The 26,892-nt window shown below is 63.0% G+C and carries 29 protein-coding genes; 11 read left to right on the top strand and 18 right to left on the bottom strand.

Annotated elements, in window-relative coordinates:
• Nucleotides 1-15: 15 nt before the first annotated feature.
• Nucleotides 16-1,185, bottom strand: a complete 1,170-nt coding sequence (locus F2P46_RS18375) for an NADH:flavin oxidoreductase/NADH oxidase (RefSeq protein ID WP_166892682.1) — start codon at nucleotides 1,183-1,185, stop codon at nucleotides 16-18.
• A gap of 106 nt (nucleotides 1,186-1,291) precedes the next feature.
• Here F2P46_RS18375 and F2P46_RS18370 point away from each other — a divergent pair, with 106 nt between their 5' ends.
• Both F2P46_RS18370 and F2P46_RS18365 read left to right on the top strand, forming a co-directional pair.
• Nucleotides 1,292-2,263 carry a LysR family transcriptional regulator gene (locus F2P46_RS18370; protein ID WP_166892679.1) on the top strand — a complete coding sequence of 324 codons (972 nt, stop codon included), beginning with the start codon at nucleotides 1,292-1,294 and terminating at the stop codon, nucleotides 2,261-2,263.
• A gap of 188 nt (nucleotides 2,264-2,451) precedes the next feature.
• Nucleotides 2,452-2,661, top strand: a complete 210-nt coding sequence (locus tag F2P46_RS18365; RefSeq protein ID WP_166892676.1) for a hypothetical protein — start codon at nucleotides 2,452-2,454, stop codon at nucleotides 2,659-2,661.
• A 14-nt stretch (nucleotides 2,662-2,675) separates the two neighbouring features.
• On the opposite strand, the gene glcF is transcribed toward F2P46_RS18365, so the two are convergent.
• The 3 genes from glcF to F2P46_RS18350 are packed head-to-tail and all read right to left on the bottom strand — an operon-like array spanning nucleotide 2,676 to nucleotide 6,453.
• Complete coding sequence (gene glcF / locus F2P46_RS18360; protein WP_166892673.1) at nucleotides 2,676-3,902, bottom strand: glycolate oxidase subunit GlcF; 1,227 nt, start codon at nucleotides 3,900-3,902, stop codon at nucleotides 2,676-2,678.
• On the bottom strand, nucleotides 3,902-4,957 hold the full coding sequence (gene glcE, locus F2P46_RS18355) for a glycolate oxidase subunit GlcE (RefSeq protein WP_368737928.1): 1,056 nt from the start codon (nucleotides 4,955-4,957) through the stop codon (nucleotides 3,902-3,904). Before glcE ends, glcF begins: the two co-directional genes overlap by 1 nt.
• Before the next feature lie 14 nt (nucleotides 4,958-4,971).
• The gene (locus tag F2P46_RS18350; protein WP_166892670.1) at nucleotides 4,972-6,453 is read right to left on the bottom strand and encodes an FAD-linked oxidase C-terminal domain-containing protein; all 1,482 of its coding nucleotides are present in this window, start codon (nucleotides 6,451-6,453) and stop codon (nucleotides 4,972-4,974) included.
• Between the two features lie 73 nt (nucleotides 6,454-6,526).
• Between F2P46_RS18350 and F2P46_RS18345 the strand changes: the two genes are divergently transcribed.
• The 4 genes from F2P46_RS18345 to F2P46_RS18330 are packed head-to-tail and all read left to right on the top strand — an operon-like array spanning nucleotide 6,527 to nucleotide 9,069.
• The gene (locus F2P46_RS18345) at nucleotides 6,527-7,081 is read left to right on the top strand and encodes a cob(I)yrinic acid a,c-diamide adenosyltransferase (RefSeq protein WP_166892667.1); all 555 of its coding nucleotides are present in this window, start codon (nucleotides 6,527-6,529) and stop codon (nucleotides 7,079-7,081) included.
• Between the two features lie 5 nt (nucleotides 7,082-7,086).
• Nucleotides 7,087-7,446 carry a DUF5329 domain-containing protein gene (locus tag F2P46_RS18340; protein WP_166892664.1) on the top strand — a complete coding sequence of 120 codons (360 nt, stop codon included), beginning with the start codon at nucleotides 7,087-7,089 and terminating at the stop codon, nucleotides 7,444-7,446.
• 27 nt (nucleotides 7,447-7,473) lie between these two features.
• Nucleotides 7,474-8,370 (top strand): hypothetical protein, encoded by an 897-nt coding sequence (locus F2P46_RS18335; protein WP_166892661.1) that lies wholly within the window; start codon nucleotides 7,474-7,476, stop codon nucleotides 8,368-8,370.
• 15 nt (nucleotides 8,371-8,385) lie between these two features.
• Nucleotides 8,386-9,069, top strand: a complete 684-nt coding sequence (locus F2P46_RS18330; protein WP_166892658.1) for a hypothetical protein — start codon at nucleotides 8,386-8,388, stop codon at nucleotides 9,067-9,069.
• Nucleotides 9,070-9,161: 92 nt separating this feature from the next.
• Here F2P46_RS18330 and F2P46_RS18325 read toward each other — a convergent pair whose 3' ends face one another.
• Genes F2P46_RS18325 through F2P46_RS18315 form a run of 3 tightly spaced genes read right to left on the bottom strand, consistent with a single transcriptional unit; the run spans nucleotide 9,162 to nucleotide 12,049 of the window.
• Nucleotides 9,162-10,091: an alpha/beta hydrolase gene (locus F2P46_RS18325; protein WP_166892656.1), complete on the bottom strand. Its 930-nt coding sequence runs from the start codon at nucleotides 10,089-10,091 to the stop codon at nucleotides 9,162-9,164.
• Nucleotides 10,088-10,972, bottom strand: coding sequence for an alpha/beta fold hydrolase (locus F2P46_RS18320; protein ID WP_166892653.1), 885 nt, complete (start codon nucleotides 10,970-10,972; stop codon nucleotides 10,088-10,090). The genes F2P46_RS18325 and F2P46_RS18320 overlap by 4 nt, the downstream gene beginning before the upstream one ends.
• A 21-nt stretch (nucleotides 10,973-10,993) precedes the next feature.
• Nucleotides 10,994-12,049, bottom strand: a complete 1,056-nt coding sequence (locus F2P46_RS18315) for a sugar phosphate isomerase/epimerase family protein (RefSeq protein ID WP_166892650.1) — start codon at nucleotides 12,047-12,049, stop codon at nucleotides 10,994-10,996.
• 129 nt (nucleotides 12,050-12,178) lie between these two features.
• On the opposite strand from F2P46_RS18315, the gene F2P46_RS18310 reads away from it, so the two are divergent.
• A complete protein-coding gene (locus F2P46_RS18310; RefSeq protein WP_166892647.1) occupies nucleotides 12,179-12,778 on the top strand; it encodes a TetR/AcrR family transcriptional regulator in 600 nt (199 codons plus the stop codon).
• Nucleotides 12,779-12,833: 55 nt separating this feature from the next.
• Here F2P46_RS18310 and F2P46_RS18305 read toward each other — a convergent pair whose 3' ends face one another.
• The 5 genes from F2P46_RS18305 to F2P46_RS18285 all read right to left on the bottom strand — a co-directional run bounded on the left by F2P46_RS18305 (nucleotide 12,834) and on the right by F2P46_RS18285 (nucleotide 16,919).
• A complete protein-coding gene (locus F2P46_RS18305) occupies nucleotides 12,834-13,616 on the bottom strand; it encodes a hypothetical protein (protein ID WP_166892645.1) in 783 nt (260 codons plus the stop codon).
• Between the two features lies 1 nt (nucleotide 13,617).
• Nucleotides 13,618-13,818, bottom strand: a complete 201-nt coding sequence (locus tag F2P46_RS18300; RefSeq protein WP_166892642.1) for a hypothetical protein — start codon at nucleotides 13,816-13,818, stop codon at nucleotides 13,618-13,620.
• Between the two features lie 84 nt (nucleotides 13,819-13,902).
• Entirely contained in the window at nucleotides 13,903-15,771 is a 1,869-nt protein-coding gene (gene dxs / locus F2P46_RS18295) for a 1-deoxy-D-xylulose-5-phosphate synthase (protein ID WP_166892639.1), read from the bottom strand.
• On the bottom strand, nucleotides 15,772-16,662 hold the full coding sequence (locus F2P46_RS18290) for a polyprenyl synthetase family protein (RefSeq protein ID WP_166892636.1): 891 nt from the start codon (nucleotides 16,660-16,662) through the stop codon (nucleotides 15,772-15,774).
• Nucleotides 16,659-16,919, bottom strand: a complete 261-nt coding sequence (locus F2P46_RS18285) for an exodeoxyribonuclease VII small subunit (RefSeq protein WP_166892634.1) — start codon at nucleotides 16,917-16,919, stop codon at nucleotides 16,659-16,661. Before F2P46_RS18285 ends, F2P46_RS18290 begins: the two co-directional genes overlap by 4 nt.
• Nucleotides 16,920-17,233: 314 nt before the next feature.
• Between F2P46_RS18285 and F2P46_RS18280 the strand changes: the two genes are divergently transcribed.
• From F2P46_RS18280 to F2P46_RS18265, 4 genes are read left to right on the top strand one after another with little or no spacing between them, the layout of a single operon-like run.
• Nucleotides 17,234-18,334, top strand: coding sequence for an aromatic ring-hydroxylating dioxygenase subunit alpha (locus F2P46_RS18280; RefSeq protein WP_166892631.1), 1,101 nt, complete (start codon nucleotides 17,234-17,236; stop codon nucleotides 18,332-18,334).
• A 12-nt stretch (nucleotides 18,335-18,346) separates the two neighbouring features.
• Nucleotides 18,347-19,252, top strand: a complete 906-nt coding sequence (locus F2P46_RS38830) for a DMT family transporter (RefSeq protein WP_166892627.1) — start codon at nucleotides 18,347-18,349, stop codon at nucleotides 19,250-19,252.
• Nucleotides 19,253-19,262: 10 nt separating this feature from the next.
• On the top strand, nucleotides 19,263-20,189 hold the full coding sequence (locus F2P46_RS18270) for a DMT family transporter (protein WP_229509343.1): 927 nt from the start codon (nucleotides 19,263-19,265) through the stop codon (nucleotides 20,187-20,189).
• An 8-nt stretch (nucleotides 20,190-20,197) separates the two neighbouring features.
• A complete protein-coding gene (locus tag F2P46_RS18265) occupies nucleotides 20,198-21,049 on the top strand; it encodes a sulfurtransferase (RefSeq protein ID WP_166892624.1) in 852 nt (283 codons plus the stop codon).
• A 35-nt stretch (nucleotides 21,050-21,084) separates the two neighbouring features.
• On the opposite strand, the gene F2P46_RS18260 is transcribed toward F2P46_RS18265, so the two are convergent.
• The 6 genes from F2P46_RS18260 to F2P46_RS18235 all read right to left on the bottom strand — a co-directional run bounded on the left by F2P46_RS18260 (nucleotide 21,085) and on the right by F2P46_RS18235 (nucleotide 26,876).
• A complete protein-coding gene (locus F2P46_RS18260) occupies nucleotides 21,085-22,914 on the bottom strand; it encodes a DUF4214 domain-containing protein (protein WP_166892621.1) in 1,830 nt (609 codons plus the stop codon).
• Nucleotides 22,915-23,007: 93 nt separating this feature from the next.
• Entirely contained in the window at nucleotides 23,008-23,751 is a 744-nt protein-coding gene (locus F2P46_RS18255; RefSeq protein WP_166892618.1) for a hypothetical protein, read from the bottom strand.
• Between the two features lie 120 nt (nucleotides 23,752-23,871).
• Nucleotides 23,872-24,144, bottom strand: coding sequence for a beta/gamma crystallin-related protein (locus tag F2P46_RS18250; RefSeq protein ID WP_166892615.1), 273 nt, complete (start codon nucleotides 24,142-24,144; stop codon nucleotides 23,872-23,874).
• A gap of 79 nt (nucleotides 24,145-24,223) precedes the next feature.
• On the bottom strand, nucleotides 24,224-24,490 hold the full coding sequence (locus F2P46_RS18245; protein WP_166892612.1) for a beta/gamma crystallin-related protein: 267 nt from the start codon (nucleotides 24,488-24,490) through the stop codon (nucleotides 24,224-24,226).
• 221 nt (nucleotides 24,491-24,711) lie between these two features.
• Nucleotides 24,712-25,461 carry a ZIP family metal transporter gene (locus tag F2P46_RS18240; protein WP_187362569.1) on the bottom strand — a complete coding sequence of 250 codons (750 nt, stop codon included), beginning with the start codon at nucleotides 25,459-25,461 and terminating at the stop codon, nucleotides 24,712-24,714.
• 167 nt (nucleotides 25,462-25,628) lie between these two features.
• Entirely contained in the window at nucleotides 25,629-26,876 is a 1,248-nt protein-coding gene (locus F2P46_RS18235) for a DUF4382 domain-containing protein (RefSeq protein WP_166892609.1), read from the bottom strand.
• Nucleotides 26,877-26,892 lie beyond the last annotated feature (16 nt).

The raw sequence follows: 26,892 nt of genomic DNA, 5'->3' as shown, positions 1-26,892 counted from the left end.
TGGCCGGCATCGTATTCAATCCTTGTGGCCATTCGCAGCCGCGTCCTCCATCGGTGCCCATGGTCCCAACTGAACCAGCTTGCTTGCGCGCTGGCCGAGCCACCAGCCGGCCTGCACATTCCAGTTGGCATAGGCTGCGTCCGGGCTAACCGCTCCTAGCGTCTGCTGTGCATGCAAGGGAAAGTGTGGATCGCGCAGCGCCGCATGCCCAAGCGCGACCAGGTCGGCCTGGCCCGAGGCGATGACAGATTCGGCCTGCCACGGATCGACGATGATCCCCACAGCCATGGTGCAGATGTTTGCTTCACGCCGAATCTGCGCAGCGAACGGCACCTGGAAGCCATAGCCGTTGGGGTATTCGTAGACGCCGAAGCCACCAGACGAGCAATCGATGACGTCCACGCCAACCACCTTCAAGGCCTCGGCGAAAGCGACGCTGTCGGCGATGCTCCAGCCGCTGCCGCTGCCATCGACTGCCGACAAGCGCACGAACAGTGGCTTGTCCTGCGGCCAGACCTCACGCACTTCGCGAGCGATCTGCAGTGGCAGGCGGATGCGGTTCTCGAAGCTGCCGCCGTATTCATCGCTGCGGTCGTTGGTCAGCGGTGACAGGAACGCGTTGAGCAGGAAGCCGTGCGCGTAGTGCAGCTCGAGCACATCGAAGCCTGCCTGCAAGGCGCGGCGTGCCGAAGCGACAAAGTCCGCACGTACCTTGGCGATGCCGTTGGCATCGAGGGCGGTGGGCACCAGCCAACCGTCGGTGACCGGGCGCGCGCTCGGCGACACCACTGGCCAGACGTGTTCACCGCGTGCCGCGTCAACCTCGTTCAGTGGGCCGTTACCTTCAAACGCTCTCTGGATGCTCGCTTTAGGCCCTGCATGGCCAATCTGGATACCGGGTGTCGCGCCATAGGCCCTGGCAAACGCGGTGATGCGTGCGAGGCCCGGTATATGGGCGTCATCCCACAGGCCCAGGTCGCCATGGCTGATCCGTCCTTCGGGCGAAACGGCGGTCGCTTCGACCATCAGCAGGCCGAAGCCGCCAAGAGCGAAACGTCCGTAGTGGATGGTGTGGTAGTCGCTGACGTAACCATCTTTCGCCGTGTACTGGCACATCGGGCTGAGGGCATAGCGGTTGCGCAGGGTGACGCCGCGCAATGTCAGGGGTTCAAAGATTTTGCTCATGGTTCTTTTCTCAAAAGATGGCTTGCGTCGCCGGATTGATTTGCTTGATGTGACCAGTATGCGGATCGGCGATAATGACGTGAATAGTCATGGATAGAGATACAGTATGAACAAAAAGGTCATAATTGAACCTTCAGGCGACGTGCAGCGTGCGGAAAGCGCACTCCCTGCGCCGCCGCTGCATCTTCCAGGTCTGCTGACCTTTGAGGCTGCCGCCAGGCATTTGAACTTCGCTCGCGCCGCCGCGGAAATGGGCGTCACGCCGACTGCGGTATCGCGCACGATCAAAAACGTAGAAGCACAATTGAATGTGCGGCTGTTCAACCGCACCACACGCAGTGTCAGCCTGACCGAGGCTGGCGCGTCATTGAACGCGGCATTGGGGCCCGCACTTGCCTTGATCAGAAACTCCTTGTCGCAAGCGTTGCTCGCGAGTGATCAACCGTCGGGCATGTTGCGCGTCAGTTCATCCTACGTTGCCTACCATATCTTGATCGAGCCGAACATCGCGTCGTTCCTGGAACAATTCCCGCTGATTAATGTCGAGATATCACTCGACAATCAACTGAGCGATATCGTCGGCGCCGGTTTCGATATCGGCATACGCATGGGGAGGAAACTGCAAAATGACATGATTTCCGTACAACTGGGAGCAGTACAAAAAAGAATTGTGGTGGCAGCACCGGATTACTTTCGCGAGCGCAGCGAACCACAAACGATGGCTGAACTGCTCAAGCACAACTGCATACGCCAGCGCTTTTGTGTTGGGGGCAGAATGTATGACTGGACGTTCGAAGATCGCGGCCAGAAGGTTCAGATCGATGTGCAAGGACGCTTCATTTTTGACGAAATGCGCTCCGTGATGGAGGCTGCAATACGCGGCCACGGCATCGCTTTCATCCTCGAAGATTTTGCGAAACAAGAGCTGTCGGACGGCATGCTGAGGCACATACTCAAGCAGCACTGGGCACTGGACGACGCTTTTCATCTCTACTATCCGCATCGCGAGCACATGCCCGGAAAGCTGCGGGCGTTCGTCGATTTCATGCGCACCGCCAATCAAACGACAAGGTCTTGATTGAATGGCGCCTGTCACCTCACACCCATCCCGATCGACATTCAGAAATCAGATATCGATCATCAAATAATGTGCTTACGTGATTCACGTTGTGAATGATATCCATTCGAATTTGAAATTGGAGTTATATGTTGCGATGCCGCATAATGCCCGCATACCAAATCAAAACACAACGAAAAAGGATCGATATGAACATCGTGAAGAACATGGAAGCCGTCGTCATCGCCGCAGTTGCACTGACCTTTGTCACCGCCATGGCCTCCGCCGAAGCACCACGCGCCCGCAGTGCAGCACAAACCGCACCGGCGGCCGCCGTCAAAGCCGACACCGAGATGACCACCATTGTCGTCACCGGCAAGCGCCTCACCGCTGCACAAAAAGCCGACCTGGCCGCGTAAGAATCAAGTAAACATCAGGCCAGCGCCTGATCGATCAACTCGATCCAGTGCGCGACCGGCGTCGTAGTACCCGACTGGAGATGTGTCTGGCAGCCGACATTGGCCGACACAATGACTTCCGGATCGGTGGCCAGCAAACCGGCCAGCTTGCGGTCCCGTAGTTGCGTCGCCAGCGCAGGCTGCAGCACCGAATAGGTGCCGGCCGAACCGCAGCACAGATGACTGTCCGCGCACAGCGTGACATCGACGCCGGCGGCACGCAACACCCCTTCCACCTTGCCCCGTATCTGCTGCCCGTGCTGCAGGGTGCAAGGCGGATGAAACGCCACCCGCTTCGCCACTTTCCCTTTCAGTTTCGCTCCCAGTTCGGCCTCGAACTGCGGCATGATTTCGCTCAGGTCGCGCGTGAGCATGGCGATGCGCGCCGCCTTGGCGGCATACGCGCTGTCGTGCGCCAGCAGGTGCCCGTATTCCTTCACCGTGACCCCGCAGCCGGACGCCGTCATCACGATCGCCTCGACCTGTCCGCGCTCGACCAGCGGCAACCAGGCGTCGATGTTGCGGCGCATGTCATCAAGGCCGCCATCCTGGTCGTTCAGGTGGTAGCGCAGCGCGCCGCAGCAGCCGGCCTTGGGCGCGGCCAGCAACTGCACCCCAAACGCATCGAGCACGCGCGCCGTGGCCGCGTTGATATCGGGCGCCATGGTGCTTTGCACGCAGCCTTGCAGCACCAGCATCTTGCGCTCATGTTCGCGCGTCGGCCAGCGACCGGCGCCGCGCGTCCTGGGCAACTTGTCCTGCAAGGCCGGCGAGAGCAGTGGCCGGAACAACTGGCCCGCCTTGAACGCCGGCCTGAAAATCCATGTGCGCGGCAGCGCTTCTTTCAGCACCGCGCGCTTGATGCGTTCGGCGAGCGGACGCCGGACGCGCTCTTCGACCACGCGGCGGCCAATGTCGGCCAGCCGTCCGTAACGCACCCCCGAGGGACAGGTTGTCTCACAATTGCGGCAGGTCAGGCAGCGGTCCAGGTGGGTCTGGGTCTTGGCGGTGACCGGCGCGCCTTCGAGCACCTGCTTGATCAGGTAGATGCGTCCGCGCGGGCCATCGAGTTCGTCGCCCAGCAACTGGTAGGTGGGACAGGTGGCGGTGCAAAAGCCGCAATGCACGCAGGCGCGCAGGATCGCTTCGGCTTCGTCGCCGTCCGGCGTGCCCTTGATGAAATCGGCGAGATTGGTTTGCATCAGTACATCCGTCCGCGATTGAAAACCTGCGACGGATCGAAGGCCGCCTTCAGGCGTTGATGAATCCTGGCCACGCCAGGGGCCAGCGGCTGGAACACGCCCACGCTCTTGTCGCCGCCACGAAACAAGGTGGCGTGCCCGCCCACCGCCGTGACGGCGCGCCGGATATTCTGCGCCATGGCGGCGTCGGCATCGACCTTGAGCCAGCGCTGCGCGCCGCCCCACTCGATCAGCTGTGCGCCGCGCAGGATGATGGCGCCGGTGGTGGACGGCACCGACAGGCGCCACAAGCTCCCCGCGCCATCGAAGTACGCATGCCGCTGTTCGCGCAGCGCGGCCCAGAAGACCGCACCCTCTTCCACCGGTTCGCCGCCGAGCGTGCGCGCGGCTGCAATCACCGCCGCCTGCGCACCCGACAGGCGCACCGTCAATTCGCCCGCATGCCAGCAACTGGCCGAAATGGGCAGCGGCAGGCCGGCCCATTCGTTCAGGCGTTTGAGCGCGTCGATTTCGTCCATCGCAAAACGCAGGGTGGTGTCGCACAGCGCGCGCGGCAGCACCTTGATGGAATGCTGCAGCATCAGCCCCAGCGTGCCCATGGAACCGGCCAGCAGGCGTGATACGTCGTAGCCGGCCACGTTTTTCATGACCTGGCCGCCGAAGGTGAGCACCTCGCCCTTGCCGTCCATGAGGACCACCCCGAGCACGAAGTCGCGCAAGGCGCCGCTGCTGGCGCGGCGCGGGCCGGACAGGCCGCTGGCCACTACGCCGCCGATGGTGGCGCCCTCGCCGAAGTGCGGCGGCTCGAAGGCCAGCGTCTGATTGCGTTCGGCCAGCGCCGCCTCGATCTCGGCCAGCGGCGTGCCGCAACGCGCGGTGATGACCAGTTCCGTCGGCTCGTAGTCGACGATGCCGCTGTGAGCGCGCGTATCGAGGATGTCGCCTTCCGTATTTTGCCCGTACCAGTCCTTGCTGCCGCCGCCGCGAATGCGCAGGGCGCGCCCATCGCTTGCAGCCGCCAGCACCTGGCTCCTGAATCGTTCGATTTGCGGCACGTTGTCTTCCATCGTCAAAAACGCGGCAGGCCGGCGAACGGCAGCACGCCGCCCGACACGCGCATCTTGCCGAATTCGGCGCAGCGGTTCAGGGTGGGAATGGCCTTGTCGGGATTGAGCAGGTGTTGGGCGTCGAAGGCGCGCTTGACGGCGAAGAAGGCATCGAGTTCGGCGCGCGTAAACTGGATGCACATCGAATTGATCTTCTCCTTGCCCACGCCATGCTCGCCGGTGATGGTGCCGCCCACTTCCACGCACAGCGCCAGGATATCGGCCCCAAAGGCTTCGGCGCGGTCGAATTCGCCGGGCTGGTTGGCGTCGAACAGGATGAGGGGATGCAGGTTGCCGTCGCCGGCGTGGAACACGTTGGCGCAGCGCAGGCCGTAAGTAAGCTCCATCTGCGCGATCCCGGTCAGCACCTGCGCCAGGTTCTTGCGCGGGATGGTGCCGTCCATGCAGTAGTAGTCGGGCGAAATGCGGCCGGCCGCCGGAAAGGCGTTCTTGCGGCCCGACCAGAAACGCAGGCGTTCGGCCTCGCTCTGCGACACGGCTATCGCACCGGCGCCGGCCGCTTGCAGCACCGCCGTCATGCGTTCGATTTCCTCGTCCACTTCCAGCTGGGTGCCATCGGCTTCGCACAGCAGGATCGCGGCGGCGTCGGTGTCGTAGCCGGCGCGTACGAACGGTTCGACCATGCGCGAGGAAGTCTGGTCCATCATCTCCAGCCCCGCCGGGATGATGCCGGCGGCGATCACGCTGGCCACCGCGTTACCGCCCGTGACGACGTTGTCGAACGAGGCCATGATCACGCGCGCGGTGGCCGGCTTCGGGATCAGCCGCACCGTCACTTCGGTGACGACGCCCAGCATGCCCTCGGAGCCGATGAACACGGCCAGCAGGTCCAGGCCGGGGCAATCGAGCGCTTCGCCGCCAAGTTCGATGATGTCGCCATCGATGGTGGCCACGCGCACGCGCAGCACGTTATGCACAGTGAGTCCGTATTTTAGGCAATGCACGCCGCCGGAATTTTCGGCCACGTTGCCGGCGATGGTGCAGGCGATCTGCGAGGATGGATCGGGCGCGTAGTACAAGCCGTGCGGCGCGGCCGCATCCGAAATGGCCAGGTTGCGCACGCCCGGCTGCACCACCGCCAGGCGCGCGTACGGCTCCATGCGCACGATGCGGTTCATGCGCGCGGTCGAGAGCACCACGCCGTCGGCCATCGGCAGCGCCCCGCCCGACAAGCCGGTGCCGGCGCCGCGCGGCACGATCGGCACGTTCAGCTCGCGGCACACGTTCAAAATCGCCAGCACCTGTTCCTCGTCGTCGGGCAAGGTGACGATCATCGGCAACTGGCGGTAGGCGGCCAGGCCATCGCACTCGTAGGGACGGGTGTCTTCGGGGTCGGACAGCACGCAGCGTTCCGGCAGCACCGCCAATAGCGCCTGGGCGACCTGCTGGCGGCGTTGGGGGTCGATGGGAAGGGAGGCGGACATGTCTTGATTGTATGCGTAAACGCCGCTTTTGTCGTATGCTGGCTCATTATGATTCAGCTACGGGAAAACAATCATGGGCAACCGACTTTCTAAAATCGCCACCCGCACCGGCGACAACGGCACCACCGGCCTCGGTGACGGCAGCCGCACCGAAAAAGACAGCGTGCGCGTGCACACCCTGGGCGAAGTCGACGAACTCAATTCCTTCGTCGGCCTGCTGCTGTGCGAAGACATGCCGGCCGAGCTGCGCGAAGAGCTGGTCTCGATCCAGCACGACCTGTTCGACCTGGGCGGCGAGATCTGCATCCCCGGCTACACCCTGATCACCGACGAGCATGTGGCGCGCCTGGACGACCTGCTCGAAAAATACAATGCCGACCTGCCGCCGCTGAAAGACTTCATCCTGCCGGCCGGCTCACGCGCGGCCTCAATTGCGCACGTGTGCCGCACCGTGTGCCGGCGCGCGGAGCGCAGCATCGTCACGCTCGGCAAAACCGAGACCATCAACGAGCACCCGCGCCAGTACGTGAACCGGCTGTCGGACCTGATGTTCGTGCTCTCGCGCGTATTGAACCGCTTTGCCGGCGGCAGCGACGTGCTGTGGCAGCATGAGCGCAAGCGCGGGTAATGGCCATGAAAAGAACACTGATTGCCATGGCAGCGGCACTGTTAAGCGCCGGCAGCGCGTTTGCAGCGGCGCCCGACACCACCCGCACTGAAGTGACGCGCCTGCTCGACGCCGTCGAAAAATCGCAGTGCCAGTTCAACCGCAACGGCAGCTGGCACGACGCCAAGGAGGCGCGCGCCCACCTTCAAAAGAAGTACGATTACCTTGAGAAGAAAAAGCTGGTGACCAGCACCGAAAGCTTCATCGAACGCGGCGCCTCGACCAGCAGCATGAGCGGCGACCCGTATCAGATCCGCTGCCCCGGTACGCCGGCGGTGACCAGCGCCGCCTGGCTCAAGGCCGAACTGGCGCGCCAGCGCAAGTAAGTGGGCCAGCATAAGCGGTCGCCTGCGGTGGGTATCCGCTGGCAGCCAGGTATCGGCCCCGACCCGGAAGCGCTTGCGCGCATGGCGACAACGGCGGGTAAACCCGCAAAAGTCATGGGCGAGGCGTGGTTCATGGGCGACGAGCGCGCCATGTTCGACTATCTGGGCGCCACGCCGGTCGACGATCTGTCCGAAGAACAGATCGAAAACGCATTGTCGGAAATCGCCAGCGGCACGCGCAGCTTCGGCCACATGGATGAATGGGATGACTGGTTCGCCTATCTTCTGCCCCAGCTTATCCTGGTCAAGCAGGCCCCGGCGCATCGTCGGATCATCGAACTGGTGGCGACAGCCTTTTTCAGCCTGCATCCGGAGCGCGATGACCATACCGATTACAACGACGCTTTGCAGACCCTGGGCCAGGTCATCATGGGGCCGTCGCGCTGGCAGGACGGGCGGCTGATCCTCGAGCATCTCCTGAACGGCCCGCCCGCAGGGCCGTCCGACTCGTGGGGCTGGTGGAACGTCGACGGCGACCTGTCGGTATCGCTGTTCTTCTGCCTGAAGTACCTTCATCCGACACATATCAAGGAGTGGATCGGGTCGGTTTTCGCCATGAGCGATCCTCACTGGCGCGCGCAGATTCTGGTGTGGCTGTCCGCAACACGGGAGCTATGGGACGCCGGAAGCGTGTTCCCATCGGGTCTGAAAAACCAGTCTCCGGACGTGGGATGGGCCGAATCGTATCTGATCGAAGGCAAGCTGGCCGGTGCGTTCATCAGCGAGGAAAACCGCAGCGCGTTCAAGGATGCACTGTGGCCCGTGCTGGCCCTGCACCTTCACAGCTGGCGCGAATCGATCGCACAGATCGATTATCTGGAGTTGGAAGCGCTGCCTTTCATCGTCGACCTCGACACCCCTTAGCGTACGAAGAAGAACATGAACTACGTCACCTTGCTAGCCTCACTCGGGTTTGCCCAGGAGGTCTGCGATGCGCATCTTGGGAAAATCCAGGTTCCGCAATTTACACTGACTGCACCTTACAAGCCGCAGTTCGGCTTTCCGCCTATGATGATCCCACTGTGGAGCGATGGCGCGTGGCCAGGCTACATTGGCGTGATCACGCGCTGGTTCGGCGGCGATGAAGCCGGATTTGTGAAGTACTACGCCGAAGAACAGGCCTTGTCGGAGATTGCGCTGACGTTCGATCAATTGAAGGCGTGGCTTGCTTTTGATTTCTTATGTAATGTCCCCGATCCGGATGAAGTCGGCAATTTCGCCGCATCGATTGGCCTGTGTGCGAAAGAACGCGTCGAAGACTATTTTGCGCACTGCCAGGAGCATTCGGATTTGTCCGCACTGCCTGCATTTGCGATTGGCCTGCCCAAATTCCTGCTCAATGGCGAAGAAGACAGTCAACCCGGTTGGGTGCGCGATAGCGTCCGAAAACCGGATATCGAAACCATGATCGCGCACGGCCAATATCAACAGGCGTGGCATGGGATAAACAGTCCCGGACTGGAACGAGACGAGATTGCCGCACTATTGAGACTCATCGCACCGTTTGCGAACGATGCCAGGTTTGATGACCTGGCGACGTGCTGGACGCAGTCCAATCAATAATACGCCCAGCCCAATCATGCCTTGCACGCGCAGTGGTGCCGCTACTGCGTGCGCGGATCGATGCCATCTTCAGAAAACGATGGCTTTGCGCCTCATGCCGTGCGGCGCAAACCGGCGGCGGCCGCATCGAACAACTGGCGCGCCGCCGGCGTCAAGCCGAGCATGTGAATGCAACCGTGGATCATGCCCTCGAGCGTGATACACGAGACATCGACCGACGCGCCCCGCAATCGCTGCGCGTACGCCACGCCCTCATCGCGCAAGGGATCGAATTCGCACACCATGACCGTGGCCGGGGGCAGTCCATGCAGCGATCGCGCGCGCAGCGGCGCAGCGTAGTCCGAGTCCGCACCGCTAGCACCGCCCAGATAGGTGGACCAGCAAAAGCGCATTGTCTCGAGCGTCAGCGAGTAGCCTTTGGCGAACTCGCCGCAGGACGCGCTTGAGAGCCGGTCGTCCAGCGCCGGATACATGAGCAACTGGTGCGCAATCGCCGGTCCGCTGCGCTCGCGCGCCAAAAGCGCCGCCGCAGCGGCCAGGTTCGCTCCCGCGCTGTCGCCGCCCACAGCAATGCGCGCGGGATCGATCCCGAGTATGACCGCATGCTCCGTGGTCCACACGAGCGCCGCATAAACGTCTTCCAGCGGCGTCGGGAACGGATGTTCTGGCGCCAGGCGGTAGTCCACCGACAGCACCATGCAGCCGGTCGCATTGGCCAGGGCGCGGCACGGATTGTCGTACAGGTCCACGGAACACAGGCACCAGCCGCCTCCATGGGCGAACACGATGGCCGGCCGCGCGCCGCTTGCAGGCGCATTGACTGGCAGGTAGACCCGCAGCATGATCGGGCTGCCTACGGCGCCAGCAATCTCGTAGTCGGTCACCGACACTACCGGCTCCGGCGCCCCGTGCAAGCGGCGCAGGCCAACCTCGGTCGCGGCGCGGATGCCGGCCAGCGAATCGGATGCGGCGCCGGTGTCGCCCTGCGCCAGGTAGGCGGCGATCTTGGGATCGAGGCTCATCGCGGCGCCCCCTGCGCAAGGAACGGCAGCAGATGGAGCAAGAACTGCTCGGGATTTTCTTCCATCACAAAGTGGCCGCAGTCGGCAAGCACTGCGCCGCGCAGATCGGGAGCATGATCGCGCATCGTATCTTGCGGCGCGTTTTTGGTGGCGTGTTCGGCGCCGATTGCCAGCACAGGCATGGCCAGCTTTTTTGTGGCGCGCAGCGTGTTCTGGCGAATCGTCTCGGGAATCGCGCGGTAATAGGCAAAGCCGGCGCGCATGGCGCCCGGGCTGGCGTAGGCATCGGCGTAGACCTCGACCGCGACCCGCTCGCGCCGGTACGACCATTTGTCGAACATGAAGCGAATGTATTCGCGTTCCTTGCCGGCGATCAGAAACTCCGGCAGGTCGAGCACCTGATTGAACATGAAGTGCCACAAGAACCGGTTGTCGGCCGGCGCCACGAAGATCGGCGGCGCCGCTGCCAGGCCCGGGATCACCGCTTCGGTCACCGCCAGCTTCGCCACCGCGGCCGGATAGTCGCTCGCCAGCGCATACGCGACCCACATGCCGATGTCGTGGCCGACCACGTCGTAGCGCGCGTGGCCCAGCTGCTGCATGCATTGGTGCAGGATGCGCGCCACCGAACCGGTGTCATAGCCATCCGCAGGACGGTCGGACAGGCCGGTCCCCGGGGGATCGACGGCAATCGCCTGGAAACCTGCTTCCGCCAGCGCCGTCATCACATGACGCCATGCGTACCAGGTCTGTGGCCAGCCGGGAATCAGCAGTACCGGATTGCCTGCGCCGGCGCTGACCAGGTGCAGGCGCTGCCCGTCTACCTGGAGGTAAGTATGGTCCATGTCCGCAGCGCTGGCGTGGTGGGTGGGAGTCGTCATTGTTTTTCCTTACTGTGTGTATTAAGCGATGCCAAGCAGTTGTTTAAGTTGCGCCGCGTCGACCGGCACGCCGGCGAAGTCGTCGAACACCTTGTCGGTGACCTCGATGATGTGGCGATTGACGAAGTCGACGCCTTCGCGCGCGCCCTGGTCGGGGTGCTTCAGGCAGCATTCCCATTCCACGGTGGCCCAGCCGGCGTAATCGTATTGCGTCAGCTTCGAGAAAACCGCCTTGAAGTCGACCTGGCCGTCGCCCAGCGAACGGAATCGGCCGGCGCGGTTTTCCCAGGATTGGTAGCCGCCGTAGATGCCCTGGCGCCCGCTCGGATTGAACTCGGCATCCTTGACGTGGAACATGCGAATGTGGTCTTTGTAGATGTCCAGGTAGTCCAGGTAGTTCAACTGCTGCAGCACGAAGTGACTGGGGTCGAACAGGATCGCGCAGCGCTGGTGGCCACCCACGCGTTCGTGGAACATCTCGAAGGTGACGCCGTCGTGCAGGTCTTCGCTCGGATGGATTTCGTAGCACAGGTTCACGCCGTTCTCGTCGCAGGCGTCGAGAATCGGCAGCCAGCGGCGTGCCAGTTCGTCGAACGCAGTCTCGATCAGACCGGGCGGACGTTGAGGAAAGGGGAACAAATACGGCCAGGCCAGGGCGCCGGAAAAGGTGCCCATCTCGGCGAGGCCGAGACGGCGCGAGGCACGTGCGGCCAGCAGCAGGCGTTCGCGCGCCCATGCGGTGCGCGCCGCCGGATTGCCACGCACCTGCGGCGGCGCAAAACCGTCGCACAGTACGTCGTAGGCCGGATGCACCGCCAGCAGTTGGCCGAAGATGTGCGTGGTCAGTTCGCTGATTACGAGGCCGTGTTCGGCCAGCATGCCGCGCACCTGGTCGCAGTAGACCTGGCTTTCTGCCGCCAGTTTCACATCGAACAAGCGCTCGTCCCAGGCTGGCAACTGTACCGCCTTGTAGCCCAGTTGCGCCGCCCAGGCTGCAATCGAAGGCAAATCGTTGAACGGCGCGGCGACGTCGCTGAACTGCGCCAGGTGGATACTTGGACCTTGAATGGTTTTCATCGGTTTTCCTATTCTTTGTTGATTGGCAAAGAATAGGGCATGGCGCCGTTCGGGTCAAGGGGATTTTTACGCCGGGCCGCACGGCGAGGCGGTATACTGGCCGGCTGACGAATCAGGCGGGAGCAGTAAATGGCGGGAAGGCCGAGGGAATTTGACCGCGATCTGGCGCTGGTCAAAGCCAGGGATGCGTTTTGGGAGCGTGGTTACGAGGGTGTGTCGATGTCCGACCTGGTCAATGTGATGGGCATTGCGTCAGCCAGGATTTATGCCGCCTTCGGGTCCAAGGAAAACCTGTTTCGCGAAGCGATTGCGCTGTACGAGGCCGATGAAGGCGGGTTTGCAGAGCGCGCCCTGGCACAGCCAGCGCCGGCACGCGCCGCCATCGAGGCCATGCTGCGCGACGCGGTGCTGGCGTACACCCGTGCGGGCGCGCCGCAAGGCTGCATGGTGGTGTCGGCCGCGACCAATTACAGCAGCGGGAACGATGCCATTAACGCCTGGCTGGCCGGACATCGACGGGCGCGCACCGATTCCATCATCGAGCGGCTGCGCCGTGCAGCGCAGGATGGGGAGCTGAAGGCGCACGCCGATGTCGCCGCGCTGGGCGATTGTTACGCCGTCCTGCTGCATGGCATATCGGTGCAGGCCCGCGATGGCATCGGCAGCGCGCGGCTGTTGGCCATGATCGCGCCGGCGATGCGGGCCCTGGACGAAGCGCTGGCCGATTAGGCTGTCGGACCAGTGTTGCGCTCCTCTGCGAGCGCCGTCAGGAAGAACAGAGCCTTCACCGCGATGAATGTATCGCTGGGTCGGCAGTCTCCTCGGCGGTGAGTTTAACGTACTGCACGTTGAGCGTGACGGTTTCGCTGTAGCGCAGCACGAACGAGTCGCCATCGACTTCGTAAAAGCGGCCGGATTCCGATCCGTCGTCGGCATCGGCGCCGTTTTTGTCGGCGGCGATCGGACGGCGCGAGACGCCTTGCAGTACCAAGCGATCGAGCTGACCGTCGGCGTCGACGAAAAATTCGCTCAACACGCCCACATACAGCACCGCTTCCTTTGCAATCTCGACGATAGCGGAAATGACGATGAAGTCGGGCGCGTCGTCCTCGGTAAAATCGGCGCCGGTCAGCAGGTAGTACCACGGGGCGTCGTGGAACCTGAACACGGAACCCCACGGCGCGGAGGAACGGTCCAGCCGAAACCTGGAAATGGTGGCGCGCGCCAAGGTCGGGACCAGAAACGACGCCACAAACAGGCTGCCGAAGTAGGTCGCCACCCATTCAAAATTGGCCGCGACGGCTACGGTGGCGTCCGCTTGGCTGAACGGCGAGGCAGAGAGCAGCTTCATCAGCACCAGGGGCTGGAACCGTTGGCTGAAAACGATGTCGGACAAGGCCAGCCAGAGGAGATGGGCAACAAACGACCACAGCACGGCTTCGGCGACGATTTGGCCGAACGGGGAAAAATCCAGGGAGGTGCGCTCGGCCCGTTTCAGGCGGGTGCGGAAGATAAAGCCGGGGAGAAGAAGGAGGAAAGCGATCAGTGCGGGAAGAGCAATATTCATCCTAGGCGGCTTTTGCCTTCGGTACGAACACGGCCTTCACTGTTGCCGCTGACGTGCCGCGACGAATCTGGAACTGTCCGGTAACAGGCTGATCTGTCGAAACAGCGCTGGAGCGCTTGGACACCAGGAAGCGACGCAACTCGTCGCGCGCTTTGGGATCGGCAAGAAGCTCGTTGGCAAGGGGGCTTTTAAGCGCTTTCATGGGCCTACTATGCCATAAACAGGAGGCAAACGCATTAACTGAGGCGCACGAAGTCCTTTCCGCCACTGGCGGAAAGGACAACACTCAGGTGTTATTGACCACCAGGCGCGGCTCGGCGGCGCCGAAACGCTGGCGTATCGACGCGGCGATGCCCTTGGCGTCGAGTCCCACGCCCGCCAGCAACGCTGCCGGGTCGCCATGGTCGATGAATTTGTCGGGCAGGCCGAGGATCAGCAGGGGTTTCTGGATGCCTTCGGCCGCCAGCGCTTCGGCCACCGCCGAACCGGCGCCGCCCATGATCGCGCCCTCTTCCACCGTCACCAAGTAGTCGTGGTCCTGCGCCAGCTGCTTGACCAGTTCCACGTCGAGCGGCTTGATGAAGCGCATATTGGCCACCGTCGCGTTCAACTCTTCGCCGGCCACCACGCTGCGCGCCACCATCGAGCCGAACGCCAGGATCGCCACGCTGCTGCCGCTGCGCTTGATTTCGCCCTTGCCGATCGGGAGCGTGGTCAGCTCTTTTTCGATCACCGCGCCGATGCCGGCGCCACGCGGATAACGCACCGCCGCCGGGCCCTTGTACTGGTAGCCGGTGCTGAGCATCTGGCGGCATTCGTTTTCGTCCGAGGCGGCCATGACCACCATGTTCGGAATGCAGCGCAGGTAGGACACGTCGTAGTTGCCGGCGTGGGTGGCGCCATCGGCGCCCACCAGGCCAGCGCGGTCGAGCGCGAACAGCACGTCCAGGTTTTGCAGCGCCACGTCGTGGATCAACTGGTCGTAAGCGCGTTGCAAGAAGGTCGAATAGATCGCCACCACCGGCTTGAGGCCTTCGGTCGCCAGGCCGCCGGCAAAGGTCACCGAGTGCTGTTCGGCGATGCCGACGTCGAAATAGCGGTCCGGGAACAGCTCTTCGAAGCGCACCATGCCCGAGCCTTCGCGCATGGCCGGCGTGATGCCGACCAGGCGCTTATCCGCAGCGGCCATGTCGCACAGCCAGTTGCCGAATACTTCCGTGTAAGTGGTCTTGCCGGCCTTGGCGGGCAAGATGCCTTCGGTCGGATTGAACTTGCCCGGCCCGTGGTACAGCACCGGGTCGGCTTCGGCCAGCTTGTAGCCCTGCCCTTTGCGCGTAACTACGTGCAGGAACTGCGGACCCTTGAGCTTCTTGATGTTTTCCAGGGTCGGAATCAGCGAATCGAGGTCGTGGCCGTCGATCGGGCCAATGTAGTTAAACCCGAATTCTTCGAACATCGTGGCCGGAACCACCATGCCCTTGGCGTGTTCTTCGAAGCGCTTGGCCAGTTCCAGCACGGGACCGGGCAGCACCGACTTGCCGACGTTCTTGGCGGCCGCGTAGAACTGGCCCGACATCAGGCGCGCCAGGTAACGATTCAGTGCGCCCACCGGCGGCGAGATCGACATGTCGTTATCGTTCAGGACCACCAGCAGGTTGATGTCTTCCTGCACGCCGGCGTTATTGAGCGCCTCGAAGGCCATCCCGGCGGTCATGGAGCCGTCGCCGATGACGGCGATCGCGTGCCGGTGTTCGCCCTTGATCTTGGCCGCCTGCGCCATGCCCAGCGCGGCCGAAATCGAGGTCGACGAGTGGGCCGTGCCGAAGGTGTCGTATTCGCTTTCGTCGCGGCGCGGGAAGCCGGAAATGCCGTTCAACTGGCGCAGGCTGTGCATCTGCTCGCGCCGGCCGGTGAGGATCTTGTGCGAGTAAGTCTGGTGGCCCACGTCCCACACGATGCGGTCGTGCGGCGTGTTGAACACGTAGTGCAGCGCAATCGTCAGCTCCACCGTGCCCAGGTTGGACGAGAGGTGGCCGCCGGTCTTGGACACCGAATCGAGCAGGAAGTGACGCAGTTCGTGCGCCAGCGGCGTCAGTTGGGCGCGCGCCAGCTTGCGCAGTTCGGCCGGTTCGTTGATTGTCTCTAGCAAGTTCATTTACGCTTTCCGCTGCACGATCAGGTCCGCCAACTGGCGCAGCCGATCTGCTTTATCACCAAACGTCGCGAGCGCGTCATGCGCATCGTTCCGCAATTTTTCTGCCAAGACCCTGGATGGTTCCAGGCCCAAAATCGATACATAGGTCGGCTTGTTGGCCGCCGCGTCCTTGCCCGCGGTCTTGCCGAGGGTGGCCGAATCGGCGGTCGCATCGAGCACGTCGTCGACCACCTGGAAGGCCAGCCCGATCGCCCTGGCGTAGGCGTCCAGGGCCTTCATCTGGTCCGCACCGACATCGGCGCCGGCCAGCGCGCCCAGCACCACCGAGGCGCGCAGCAAGGCGCCGGTTTTGAGCTGGTGCATCTGTTCGAGCTGTTCCAGGGTGAGGCTGATGCCGACGCTGTCCAGGTCAATCGCCTGGCCGCCGCACATGCCGCCCGACCCGGCCGCGTGCGCGAGCAGGCGCAGCATCGCGACCTGGCGCGATGCCGGAATGTCCATGCCTTCGGCCAGCACCAGAAACGCTTGCGACTGCAAGGCGTCGCCGACCAGCAGCGCGGTCGCTTCGTCGTAGGCCACGTGCACGGTCGGTTTGCCCCGGCGCAGGTCGTCGTCGTCCATGCACGGCATGTCGTCGTGCACCAGCGAGTAAGCGTGGATCATTTCGACCGCGGCGGCGGCGCGCGCCAGTGCGTGCGCATCGGCGCCGAACAGCGCGCCGCTAGCAAACACCAGCAGCGGGCGCACCCGCTTGCCGCCGCCGAGCACCGTGTAGCGCATCGCTTCGTGCAGCTTGTGCGGAACCAGGCCGGCCGGCGGCAGCAAGGCGCCCAGCGCCTCTTCGGCCCTGGCCTGCACGGTTTTCATCCAGTCGTCGAAAGGGCCGTTCATTGCATGCCCTCGCCGGCGCCATCGGCCGCGAAGGGCTTGAGCATGTCGCCCTCGAGCACCTTGACCTGGGACTCGACCTTTTCGAGCTGGGCGGCGCAGTAGCGCACCAGCTCCGAGCCGCGCGCGTACGCCGCCACCGAGGCCTCCAGCGGCAACTGGCCGGCTTCCATCTGGCTCACCAGCTGGGCCAGTTCGGCCATGGCCTGTTCGAACGATTCCGGCGCCGCTGCGGGTTCCACTGATAATTTCTTTGCCATAGTTACTTTATGTGAGTCCGCGGCATGCAACTTGTGCGCGGCGCGCCAGTCTAATCGCTTATTCTAGAACAATCCATCCTAACGGGTGGCGATATGGCATTTTATCGTATTGAGGCTGTATCGATGAAAACCATGTTTTTCCCTCAACATTTACTTCCCTCCACACCACATTCGCGCGCCGCACCGAGACGGCAGAGCTTGTTCCGCGCTATAATCGCCGGTTCTGTCCGAAATACCGTATTCCGTCGCTAAAAATACTGGTCTTTGGATTCTTTCTCTTCTTTAGCTGATGCACATATAAAAGGGGGGTTGGGATGTCCGATCTGGCTACCCACGCCAAGCTGGCACGCTCATGCGCGCAGCTTCCGGTAGATGCTTACTTTGATGAAGCGCTGTTACAGCGCGAAATGCAGCAATTGTTCCAGCATGGCCCGCGCTATGTCGGCCATACGCTGATGGTGCCCGAAACGGGCGACTTTGCCACGCTCGCTTCCGAGAATGAGGGCCGCATGCTGGTGCGCAACGGCAACGGGATCGAGGTCCTGTCGAACGTGTGCCGCCATCGCCAGGCGCTGATGTTCAACGGACGCGGCAACGCGAACAATATCGTCTGCCCGCTGCATCGCTGGACTTACGATCTCAAGGGTGAGCTGATCGGTGCGCCGCATTTTCCGGAAACGCCGTGCCTGAACCTGTCCAAGACCCCTCTGCAGGAGTGGAACGGGCTGCTGTTCGAGCAGAACGGCTACAACGTCATGGACCAGCTCAAGGGCTTGTCGGTGGCCGGGGATTTCGATTTTTCGGGCTATATGTTCGACCACGTCGAGGTGCAGACCTGTAATTACAACTGGAAGACCTTCATCGAAGTCTACCTGGAGGATTACCACGTCGAGCCGTTTCACGCGGGCCTGGGCGGCTTTGTCAGCTGCGACGACCTGCGCTGGGAGTTCGGGCGCGATTACAGCGTGCAGACGGTCGGCGTGAACCGTGGCCTGGGCAAGGCCGGCTCGCCCATCTACCAGCGCTGGCAGGAACAGGTGCTCAAGTTTCGTGGCGGCGTGCCGCCCGATAAAGGCGCGATCTGGTTCACGCTGTACCCGAACATCATGGTCGAGTGGTATCCGCACGTGCTGATCGTCTCGACCCTGTGGCCGGACGGCCCGCAAAAGACGCGCAACGTGGTCGAGTTCTACTACCCCGAAGAGATCGTGCTGTTCGAGCGCGACTTCATCGAGGCCGAACGCGCCGCCTACTTCGAGACCTGCATCGAGGACGACGAAATCGCCATGCGCATGGATGCCGGGCGCCGCATCCTGCTCGCGCGCGGCGTCAACGAAGTCGGCCCCTACCAGTCACCGATGGAAGACGGCATGCAGCACTTCCACGAGTGGTACCGCAGTAACCTGGCGCTGTAGGGCGCCGATTTCGTGGCCGCGCTCTGGATCCTGCTTGCGAGCTTTTTGTTCTCGCTCATGGGCGCGGCCGTCAAACTCGCTTCGAGCGAGTATTCGGTGGCCGAAATCGTGTTCTACCGCGGCCTGGTCGGCATCATCCTCCTGTATTTTTTCATCCGCCACCAGGGCGGCAAGCTGCGCACCGAGCACCTGCCCGGCCATCTGTGGCGCGGCGCGATCGGGGTGGTGTCGCTGTGGATGTGGTTTTACGCCGCCACCAAGCTGCCGCTGGCCACCGCCGTCACCCTCAATTACATGTCGCCCATCTGGACCGCCGTCGCCATGATCGGCTTGGCCTGGTGGCAGGGCAAGGAGCGCATCGCCCTGCCCCTGCTGGCGGCCATCGCGGTCAGTTTCGGCGGCGTGATGCTGGCCCTGCGCCCGGCCTTCGAAGCGCAGCAGTGGTTCGGCGCGCTGATGGCGCTTGTCTCCGGCATGCTCGCCGCCATCGCCTACACCATGGTGCGGCGCCTGAGCCGCGCCGGCGAACCGGAATACCGGGTCGTCTTCTACTTTTTAGCCGTGAATATCGCCGCCGGCGTGGCGGGCAGCCTGCTGCCGGGCGGCTCGCCCGACGGCGCACCCTGGCATGCGCATTCGCCGCACGGGGCGGCCCTGCTGCTGTTCATCGGCGCCTCGGGCGTATTCGCCCAGATGGCGCTCACGCGCGCCTGGCGCACCGGCAAGGTGCTGGTGGTGGCCAACCTGCAGTACACCGGCATCGTGTTTTCCAGCGTCTGGGGCATCCTGATCTGGCACGACGTCTTCGACTGGCATGTCTGGCTTGGCATGGTGCTGATCCTCGCCTCCAGCGTGGCCGCCACTTTTTATAATACCGTCACCGAAAAGCGCGCCGCAGCGGCCCGCGCCGATACGTAAGAAAGAACCGATGGCAGCAGCACTGTGGATGTTATTTGCCAGCTTCGCCTTCGCCGCCATGGGCGCGGCCGTGAAACTGGCGTCAAGCACGTATTCGACCTCCGAAATCGTCATGTACCGTGGCCTGATCGGCACCATCATGCTGCTGATCATGGTCAAACACCAGGGCTTGAGCCTGCGCACGGTGTTCATCAAGGACCATCTGTGGCGCAGCTTTGTCGGCGTGGTGTCGCTGTGGATGTGGTTTTTCGCGATCGGCAAACTGCCGCTGGCCACCGCTGTCACCCTCAACTACATGGCGCCGATCTGGATCGCCGCGTTCCTGTTCTGCGCCGGCTGGTGGCGTGCCAAGGACCATGTGGAGTGGCCGCTGGTGCTTGCCGTGATCATGAGCTTCGTGGGCGTGACCCTGGTGCTGCAACCGGCGATCGCCAGCAACCAGTGGCTCGGCGGCGCGGTCGGCCTGCTCTCGAGCGTGATGTCGGCGATGGCCTACATGCAGGTGCGGCGCCTGGGCCAGCTGGGCGAGCCGGAGTTTCGCGTGGTGTTCTATTTTTCCGCGATGACGGCTTCCGCCGGCCTGGCCGGCACCCTGCTCGAGGGGCGCGGCGACGCCGTGCCGCTATTTACGGCACACAGCCTGCACAGCGGCGCCCTGCTGCTAGCCATCGGCGTGTCGGCCCTGTTCGCGCAGATCGCCATGACGCGCGCCTACCGCATCGGCAAGGTGCTGGTGGTGGCCAACCTGCAGTACACCGGCATCGTGTTTTCCAGCCTGTGGGGCATGTTGCTGTGGGGCGATAAATTTACCTGGACCGTGTGGCTGGGGATGGCGGTAATTCTTGTGTCGGGCATCGCCGCGACGTTTTACAATACCCGAAGCACGCCACGCGGCGCCGCCGTCAGCAAGACCGATCCCATCGCAAGCGAACTTTAAGGACGCCCATGTACACGACACTCATTTCCGCAGCCGACCTGGCCGGCCATATCGACAACCCGGCGTGGGTCATGGTCGACTGCCGCCATGACCTGATGAACCTGTCCGCCGGCCGCGAGGCCTACGCCGCCGGCCACTTGCCGCACGCGCTGTTCGCCGATATCGAAACCGAGCTGTCGGGCGCCAGGCGTGGTGCGGACGGCGTGTTTCGCGGTCGCCACCCGCTGCCGGTGCGGGCCGACCTGGTCGCCACCCTGCGCAGCTGGGGCATCGACGACGACACCCAGGTCATCGCCTACGACGCGCACGGCGGCATGTTCGCGGCGCGCCTGTGGTGGATGCTGCGCTGGGTCGGCCATCCGGCGGTGGCGGTGCTCGATGGCGGCATGGCGGCCTGGCAGGCGGCGGGCCTGGCGCTGTCGACCGAGGCCCCGGCGCCGAAAACCGGCAGCCTCACCGAAGGCGCGCCGCTGGTCGCCACCGTATCGGCGGCCGACGTGCTCGATAATGTCAAGACCGGCCAACGCGTGGTGCTCGATGCGCGCGCGCCCGACCGCTTCCGCGGCGAGAACGAAACCATCGATCCGGTGGGCGGGCATATTCCGGGGGCGAAGAATCGCTTCTTCAAGGATAACCTGGGGCCGGACGGGCGCTTCAAGGATGCGGCCCAGCTGAAGACCGAACTGGCGCCGCTGGCGGGCAATCCGCAGGACGCCATCATGCAGTGCGGCTCCGGCGTGACCGCGTGCCACAACCTGCTGGCGCTGGAAGTGGCGGGCTTGCCGGGCGCCGCGCTATATCCGGGTTCGTGGAGCGAGTGGTGCGCCGATCCGGCGCGCCCGGTGGCGACCGGGGTGTAACTCGCAGGGCCGGCGCTGCGCAGGCCCTGCTGTTCTTACATACCCAAATGGGCTTCCGGCAGGCCGACCAGCATCAGCGGGGCCTGATCCACGCTCTCGGGCGCGAACACCGGTTCGGCCGCCTTGACCGGCAGCGACGACATGGCGACGATGACGGCGTCGACCTTCGACTGGAATGCCATCACATCGGTGTTGGCGGTGACCGAGGAGAGCATGGTCTTGACCAGGGCGGCGGCGGCGTCACCGGCGTAGATGCCGCTCTTCGATGCCGTCTCCAGCGCGAAGGTAAAGTTGGTCGCGGCGCTGACCCGGTTGGCCACCAGGGCAGCGTCGATCTGCCCTTCGGCGGTGGTGTTGGCCTGCGCGCCAGCCATGATCGCCAGCGAAGCGTTCGGCCGGGTCAGCGTGCCGGCATCGATCGCCTTGGACCAGAACTCCAGGCCGCCCTGATCCGGGCTACGGCCGAGCACATTGTTGTAGATCGCTTTGACAAATGCAGTGGTGTCGCCGCCGTACATGGCTTTCGATTCGTCGCTGGTGCCGAACGAATCGATCAGGCCGCGCAGGCCGGCGTTGCTGGTGTAGGCGGCGCTCAATTCGTTGGCGCTGGTCGGCGCCTTCAGCGTTTCCAGCTGCTTGGCGAAATTGAGCAAGCCGCCACTGTCGGCAGCGCGTCCGAAATAGCTGAAGTACAGCGATTGCGCCAGCTTGGTGTAGTTCATATCGACCGTGCGGTCGGTGAATGCGAGGCGCTCGACGCTGTTGAGCAAATCGGTGCCGGCATCGCCTTTTTTGTCGATCACGTAAAAGTCGTTACGGCCCACCATGATCGTGAAGTCGCTGGTCTTGTTTTCATACAAGCCGGTGTCCTGGCCTTCGCCGCCCAGCAAGACATCATCGCCCTGGCCGCCGAACAGGAAATCGTTACCGCGGCCGGCGCTGAGTTTGTCGTTGCCCTTGAAACCGTTGAGCTGGTCGTTGCCCAAGTCGGCGAGGATGTCGTTGGCGCTGTTGTCGCCGCGCAGGTTGTCATCGTTGACGGTGTCGGTGGTGAACGGCTTGTAGGCTTGCAGATCGGCGATGCTGTAGAGCGTGCCCGATATCTTGACGTATTCGATACCATAGAATTTGTTGGAGCCATAGACGCTGAAACTGCCCCAGTCCGCCGGGGCGGACGACGACATCCTGTCCTGAGGGGTAGCGTAATAGTATTTGTCCGACGAGGTGTACTCGATGGTGTCGATGCCGGTTCCACCGTCGACCTTTTCCAATTGCGGGGTGATGATGATCACGTCGTTACCGCCGCCGCCCAGCAAGGTGGAGCCCCATTTGAAGGTCGATTTGATCACATCATTGCCGTCGCCGCCCAGGTAGCCGGCCCTATACCCCTCGAAGGTGTCGATCAGAACCACGTCATTGCCCGGCGTGCCATGCGCATCGTAATCGACCAGCACCTTGAGCGACGCATTCGCGAAACTGGCCGATTGCTGCGCGGTCGCGCCAACATAAATGCGGCCGGTTTCCTGGGCCAGAAAGCCGGTATTGATCGAGTTGACGCTGTACTTCGAATCCCCGGTGGAACTTTCGATGATGAAGCCGTCGGCATCGTAGATCGTCAGCGTCGGGGCATAATATGCGCTATTGCTGAATTGATACAGGCTACCCGCGACCACGTCGATCGCATACACGCCGCCCGCCTTGCTGCTGCTTTGATCCCATTTCTGGACGTAACCCGGCGCGTGCTCCACGGTATCCACATACGGCTTGAAATCATTGAGCGGCTTGGCGTCCGCTGCCGCGCGGCTCGTTGCGGGCAGGCGGAAGTTGTAATCGGATTCAACGGGGAAACGAACGTAGATGGACATGATCAAATAAGAAAGATTGAGTGAATCATAGTATGTGTTGAATATTCCTTTCTGTAAATGATTATTCGTTGCATTGTAGTTGGGTAACCCTGGCTAATCGCTACCGCAGCCGGCATCGCTTCCCCCCTCGTAGGCGGCGCTGCCGCAGAGCGCATGCCTGTCAGCGGTTGCGCTGTCCCCGGGCGGGCGGCGCGGGCGCGCATGGCGCACGTATTCCTCTTCGGTGACCAGGCCGGCCGCCAGCAACTGCGCTGGCCGCAAGCTCTCCGCGTATGCCGGCACGGCCGCCGCGCGCCCGCGCGCGTCGAGGGCGACCGAGGCCACCTCGCCGTTGAACAGCAGGTAGCCGCAGCCGCCCGGCATGGCCAGCACGCGGTCCAGCGCGAACAGGCGCGGCAGGTTGGGGCCGGCCACCGGCATGCGCTCGATGCGGCGCGCCCGCACCAGGCAGACCGCCAGCGCGCGCCGCATGCCGCCGCTCATCTCGGGCGCTTCCACGTGCGGGATGACGCGCCCGAAGTGCTTGCGGCAGAACGCGTTCAAACCGGTCGGCGAGAGGCGCATCCAGGCGTGCCACACCGAGTCGGCCGCCATCGAGGGCAAGCCGCACGGCAGGCTGGCGTCGCGCACGCAGTCGAAAAACGCCATCAGGCCTTCGGCGGCGCGGGCGAAAAAAAAGGCATCCTGTGGGATGCCTTTGAATTCGTGTTGCGCCGTGCGCTTCCAGAAGGGGTAGAGCGTGGCCGGGAGGTCGGCCATCTGGGCCCGGTACGGCGACTGATGCGCGACCCGCGCGGCGCGGAAAGTGTTGATGTGGCTGGTGACGGTACTGAGCATGTTTTCATTCTCCTTTGTTGTTATTGTATGAGCACAGCCTGGCATACCTGTATGACAGCTTGATGACAAGCGCTTGAAATTATTGACCACTGCGCTTGCCATGTCGATGGCGGCCGCGAATCAGGCCGACATCAGTCGCACCGACGAGATGGAATCGTTGGGAATATCCACCGCTTCGACCCAGGAATAACGGCCCGGTCCGAATACGCGCGATGCGGGTCCGCGATAATTGCTGTCGCGATAAAATTTCCAGCGGCCGGATACCACCACGAACGAGGAACATTTATCATTGAAGAAATTATCGTCCGGCGCATTCAGGTTGGGCTCGGACCCATATAAATGTTTCTCGCGACCCCGAAAATTGATATGTTGGTATAACACGACTTCAGCCATATATCCTCCTTAGCAGATAAAGGCGGCGGGCGCGTCCGATTGACATGCCGCGACCGCCGCCATGGCAATCCCGCTTCAGTTACACCTGCCGGACCGACGAAATGGAATCGTTCGGAATATTCACCGCTTCCACCCAGTTATACAGGCCCGGGCCGAATACCCGCGAGGCTGGTCCCTGGAAATTGGAGTCGCGATAGAACTGCCAGCGGCCCGACAGGATGACAAACGATGAAATCTTGTCATTGAAAAAATTATCATCGGGTGCATTCAGATTGGTTTCTGAAGTGAACAAATGTTTATGAGCACCGTGATAATTGGCATGTTCAAACAGGACGATTTCAGCCATATATCCTCCTAAACTAGCTACGAGGCAAAAGGTGGTCTCGCTTCACCGGATTACTGCTTCAGGGCTTAGTATAAGGAGACTGGCGAGCTAAACAATAGCGCGGGATTGACAGGGACTAAATGCGCTGCGCATTGCCGCCCGAAGTGAATAACAGGAAGAAATTTGATATCCGGAGCGGAATAAACTCCATTGCCAGCGGCAAGAAAATGCCGCTGCGAAGTTTATCGTCCGTTGGTGAGAAACAAGACGATCAGCACGCCCACGCCGATCAGCAACACTTGCGGAATGGATTCGCGCACGGTGGCTCGTCTTTGCATCTGCGGCATTAAATCGCTCACGGCAATGTACAGGAAGCCCGAGGAGGCGAACACCAGCACGTAAGGAATCAATCCGCTGGCGCGGTCCAGGGTGAAATAGCCGAGCAAGCCGCCGGCCACGGCCATGAGACTGCACAGCAAGTTGAACAGATAGGCGCGGGTGCGCGAAAAGCCGGCATTGAGCAAGACGATGAAATCGCCGATTTCCTGCGGGATTTCATGGGCGATGATGGCCAGCCCGGTCACGATGCCCAGTTCCGGATTGGCCAGGAAGGCGGCGGCGATCAGGATGCCGTCGGTAAAATTGTGCATGCCATCGCCCAGCAGGATCATCCAGCCGGCCTTGCCCGCCTCGCGCTTGTCGTGCCCGTGAGCATGGTGGTGACCATCGCCTTCGTGATGATGCGAATGGCGCAGGATGGCGAACTTTTCCAGCATGAAAAATGCCAGCAAACCGGCCAGCAAGGTGGCGAACAGGCGGCGCGGATCGGCGCCCGACTCGAACGCTTCCGGCAAGGCATGCAGGAGCGAGGTCGACAGCATGATGCCGACCGACAGGCTGACCATGCGCTCGACCATCTTCGAGAGCAGGGCGAACGAAAACACCGCGGCGGCGGAAATGCTGAGCACACCCCCGATGGTCGTTGCCAGCAGGATGGAAATAAGGGTCGAATCGATTTGGAAGCCTCTTGAACGACACTTGCGACGATCGCAAGCCGGGCATTGTACCGCTCCGCAGCGTCTGCCGCCCAGTTCGGCGCCAATGGCGCCGCCTTGCGCCGGGCGGCAAACCCGGCGCAAGGCCTTACCTTACGGGAATGTTACGGCGTCAGTTGCAGGTTGATATTGGCCTGGTCGCCGCTCAAGACATTGACCGACGCCACCGATTTGACGCTGTAGCCGGCGGCGACCGCATCGACGCGATAGTTGCCCGCGCCCTGGGTCGGCACAGCGCTGCTGAACACCAGCGGCGCAGTGGCGCTGTAGGTGGCGTACTGCGGCGCGGCGACTGGCAGCGATCCGATCGCGTAGGCGCCGGTGCCGGCGGCCGCGTCCACCGCCTGGATCACCACGGTCTTGCCGCTTGCCACCGTCTGCAAGGCGCTCACGTACGGCCTGACGGCTGGCGCGAGCGGCAGCATGCTGACCGTGCCGCTGATCGAGCGTGTCAGGCTGGCCGGCATGGTGATCGGCGCGGCCACCGTGCCGAGGACGATATTGCTGGCGCCGCCGGGCACGCTCACATTGCCGATCACGGCTGCGGCGCGGCCGGAAGCGACGACCACGACATCATAGGCGCCCGGGTTCAGGCGGCTGATCGCGAACGCGCCGGTGGATGGATTGACCGTGGTGCTGCCGACCACCTTGCCGTTTTGCTGGGCGCTCACCACCGCGCCGCTGGCCGAGAACAAGGTGCTGACGTAACCACTGACGCCGCTGCCCGCGGCCGCCATGGCGCTCACGGACGGCGTCAGCAGGTAACCGCCGCCCGCCTTGTTGACGACCGAACGGCAGGCATCGAAATCGAGCACCAGGTTGTATGGCTGGCCCGCCACGACTTCGAAGTCGCTGGCGATCTTGACGCCGGCCTGCACCGCCGCCGGGGTTTCCAGGGTCGTTTCGACCTTGGTCGCGGTCGGCGTGACGCTGTTGGCGAAGCCATTGCCGGTATTCGGATCGAGCATCAGGCGCACCTGGGTGTAACGTCCGGCGGGCACGCTGACCGAACCGAGCGGATCGAGCACGCCATTGACCAGGTTGAGCAGATTGATCTTGCGCGCCGGCGCCAGCACCACCTCGGACCAGCCGGGATCGGCATCGGCCGCGGTCGCGCTCTGGTGGACGCGCACCTTCTTGACGGTGACGTTGACGGCGTCGAAGCCGCAGGCCGGGGCATCGGTCAGCGCAATGTTGAGCGTGCCGGCGGTGCCGCCGAGCGTCGGCGGAGCGGTGCCCGGGGTGGTGGAGCCGTTGGCGCCGGGGTTGCCGCCGCCGCCGCCGCAGGCTGTCAGGGCCATGGCGGCCACTACGGTGCTTGCCGTGCCAAGGCGGATAAATGTGCTCTTCATCGTTCCCTCTTTCAGT

The sequence above is a fragment of the Massilia sp. CCM 8734 genome, from assembly GCF_011682155.1.
GTDB lineage: Bacteria > Pseudomonadota > Gammaproteobacteria > Burkholderiales > Burkholderiaceae_D > Telluria_A > Telluria_A rubra.
The sequence above is the reverse complement of the archived record's forward strand: the minus strand, read 5'-3'. Positions and strand labels throughout refer to the sequence as shown.

Excerpts from the sequence above, each read along its gene's own strand:
- F2P46_RS18375 (WP_166892682.1), bottom strand. The coding sequence starts at position 1,185 with ATGAGCAAAATCTTTGAACCCCTGACATTGCGCGGCGTCACCCTGCGC.
- F2P46_RS18370 (WP_166892679.1), top strand. The coding sequence starts at position 1,292 with ATGAACAAAAAGGTCATAATTGAACCTTCAGGCGACGTGCAGCGTGCG.
- F2P46_RS18365 (WP_166892676.1), top strand. The coding sequence starts at position 2,452 with ATGAACATCGTGAAGAACATGGAAGCCGTCGTCATCGCCGCAGTTGCA.
- glcF (WP_166892673.1), bottom strand. The coding sequence starts at position 3,902 with ATGCAAACCAATCTCGCCGATTTCATCAAGGGCACGCCGGACGGCGAC.
- F2P46_RS18350 (WP_166892670.1), bottom strand. The coding sequence starts at position 6,453 with ATGTCCGCCTCCCTTCCCATCGACCCCCAACGCCGCCAGCAGGTCGCC.
- F2P46_RS18345 (WP_166892667.1), top strand. The coding sequence starts at position 6,527 with ATGGGCAACCGACTTTCTAAAATCGCCACCCGCACCGGCGACAACGGC.
- F2P46_RS18340 (WP_166892664.1), top strand. The coding sequence starts at position 7,087 with ATGAAAAGAACACTGATTGCCATGGCAGCGGCACTGTTAAGCGCCGGC.
- F2P46_RS18330 (WP_166892658.1), top strand. The coding sequence starts at position 8,386 with ATGAACTACGTCACCTTGCTAGCCTCACTCGGGTTTGCCCAGGAGGTC.
- F2P46_RS18325 (WP_166892656.1), bottom strand. The coding sequence starts at position 10,091 with ATGAGCCTCGATCCCAAGATCGCCGCCTACCTGGCGCAGGGCGACACC.
- F2P46_RS18320 (WP_166892653.1), bottom strand. The coding sequence starts at position 10,972 with ATGACGACTCCCACCCACCACGCCAGCGCTGCGGACATGGACCATACT.
- F2P46_RS18315 (WP_166892650.1), bottom strand. The coding sequence starts at position 12,049 with ATGAAAACCATTCAAGGTCCAAGTATCCACCTGGCGCAGTTCAGCGAC.
- F2P46_RS18310 (WP_166892647.1), top strand. The coding sequence starts at position 12,179 with ATGGCGGGAAGGCCGAGGGAATTTGACCGCGATCTGGCGCTGGTCAAA.
- F2P46_RS18305 (WP_166892645.1), bottom strand. The coding sequence starts at position 13,616 with ATGAATATTGCTCTTCCCGCACTGATCGCTTTCCTCCTTCTTCTCCCC.
- F2P46_RS18300 (WP_166892642.1), bottom strand. The coding sequence starts at position 13,818 with ATGAAAGCGCTTAAAAGCCCCCTTGCCAACGAGCTTCTTGCCGATCCC.
- dxs (WP_166892639.1), bottom strand. The coding sequence starts at position 15,771 with ATGAACTTGCTAGAGACAATCAACGAACCGGCCGAACTGCGCAAGCTG.
- F2P46_RS18290 (WP_166892636.1), bottom strand. The coding sequence starts at position 16,662 with ATGAACGGCCCTTTCGACGACTGGATGAAAACCGTGCAGGCCAGGGCC.
- F2P46_RS18285 (WP_166892634.1), bottom strand. The coding sequence starts at position 16,919 with ATGGCAAAGAAATTATCAGTGGAACCCGCAGCGGCGCCGGAATCGTTC.
- F2P46_RS18280 (WP_166892631.1), top strand. The coding sequence starts at position 17,234 with ATGTCCGATCTGGCTACCCACGCCAAGCTGGCACGCTCATGCGCGCAG.
- F2P46_RS18270 (WP_229509343.1), top strand. The coding sequence starts at position 19,263 with ATGGCAGCAGCACTGTGGATGTTATTTGCCAGCTTCGCCTTCGCCGCC.
- F2P46_RS18265 (WP_166892624.1), top strand. The coding sequence starts at position 20,198 with ATGTACACGACACTCATTTCCGCAGCCGACCTGGCCGGCCATATCGAC.
- F2P46_RS18260 (WP_166892621.1), bottom strand. The coding sequence starts at position 22,914 with ATGTCCATCTACGTTCGTTTCCCCGTTGAATCCGATTACAACTTCCGC.
- F2P46_RS18255 (WP_166892618.1), bottom strand. The coding sequence starts at position 23,751 with ATGCTCAGTACCGTCACCAGCCACATCAACACTTTCCGCGCCGCGCGG.
- F2P46_RS18250 (WP_166892615.1), bottom strand. The coding sequence starts at position 24,144 with ATGGCTGAAGTCGTGTTATACCAACATATCAATTTTCGGGGTCGCGAG.
- F2P46_RS18245 (WP_166892612.1), bottom strand. The coding sequence starts at position 24,490 with ATGGCTGAAATCGTCCTGTTTGAACATGCCAATTATCACGGTGCTCAT.
- F2P46_RS18235 (WP_166892609.1), bottom strand. The coding sequence starts at position 26,876 with ATGAAGAGCACATTTATCCGCCTTGGCACGGCAAGCACCGTAGTGGCC.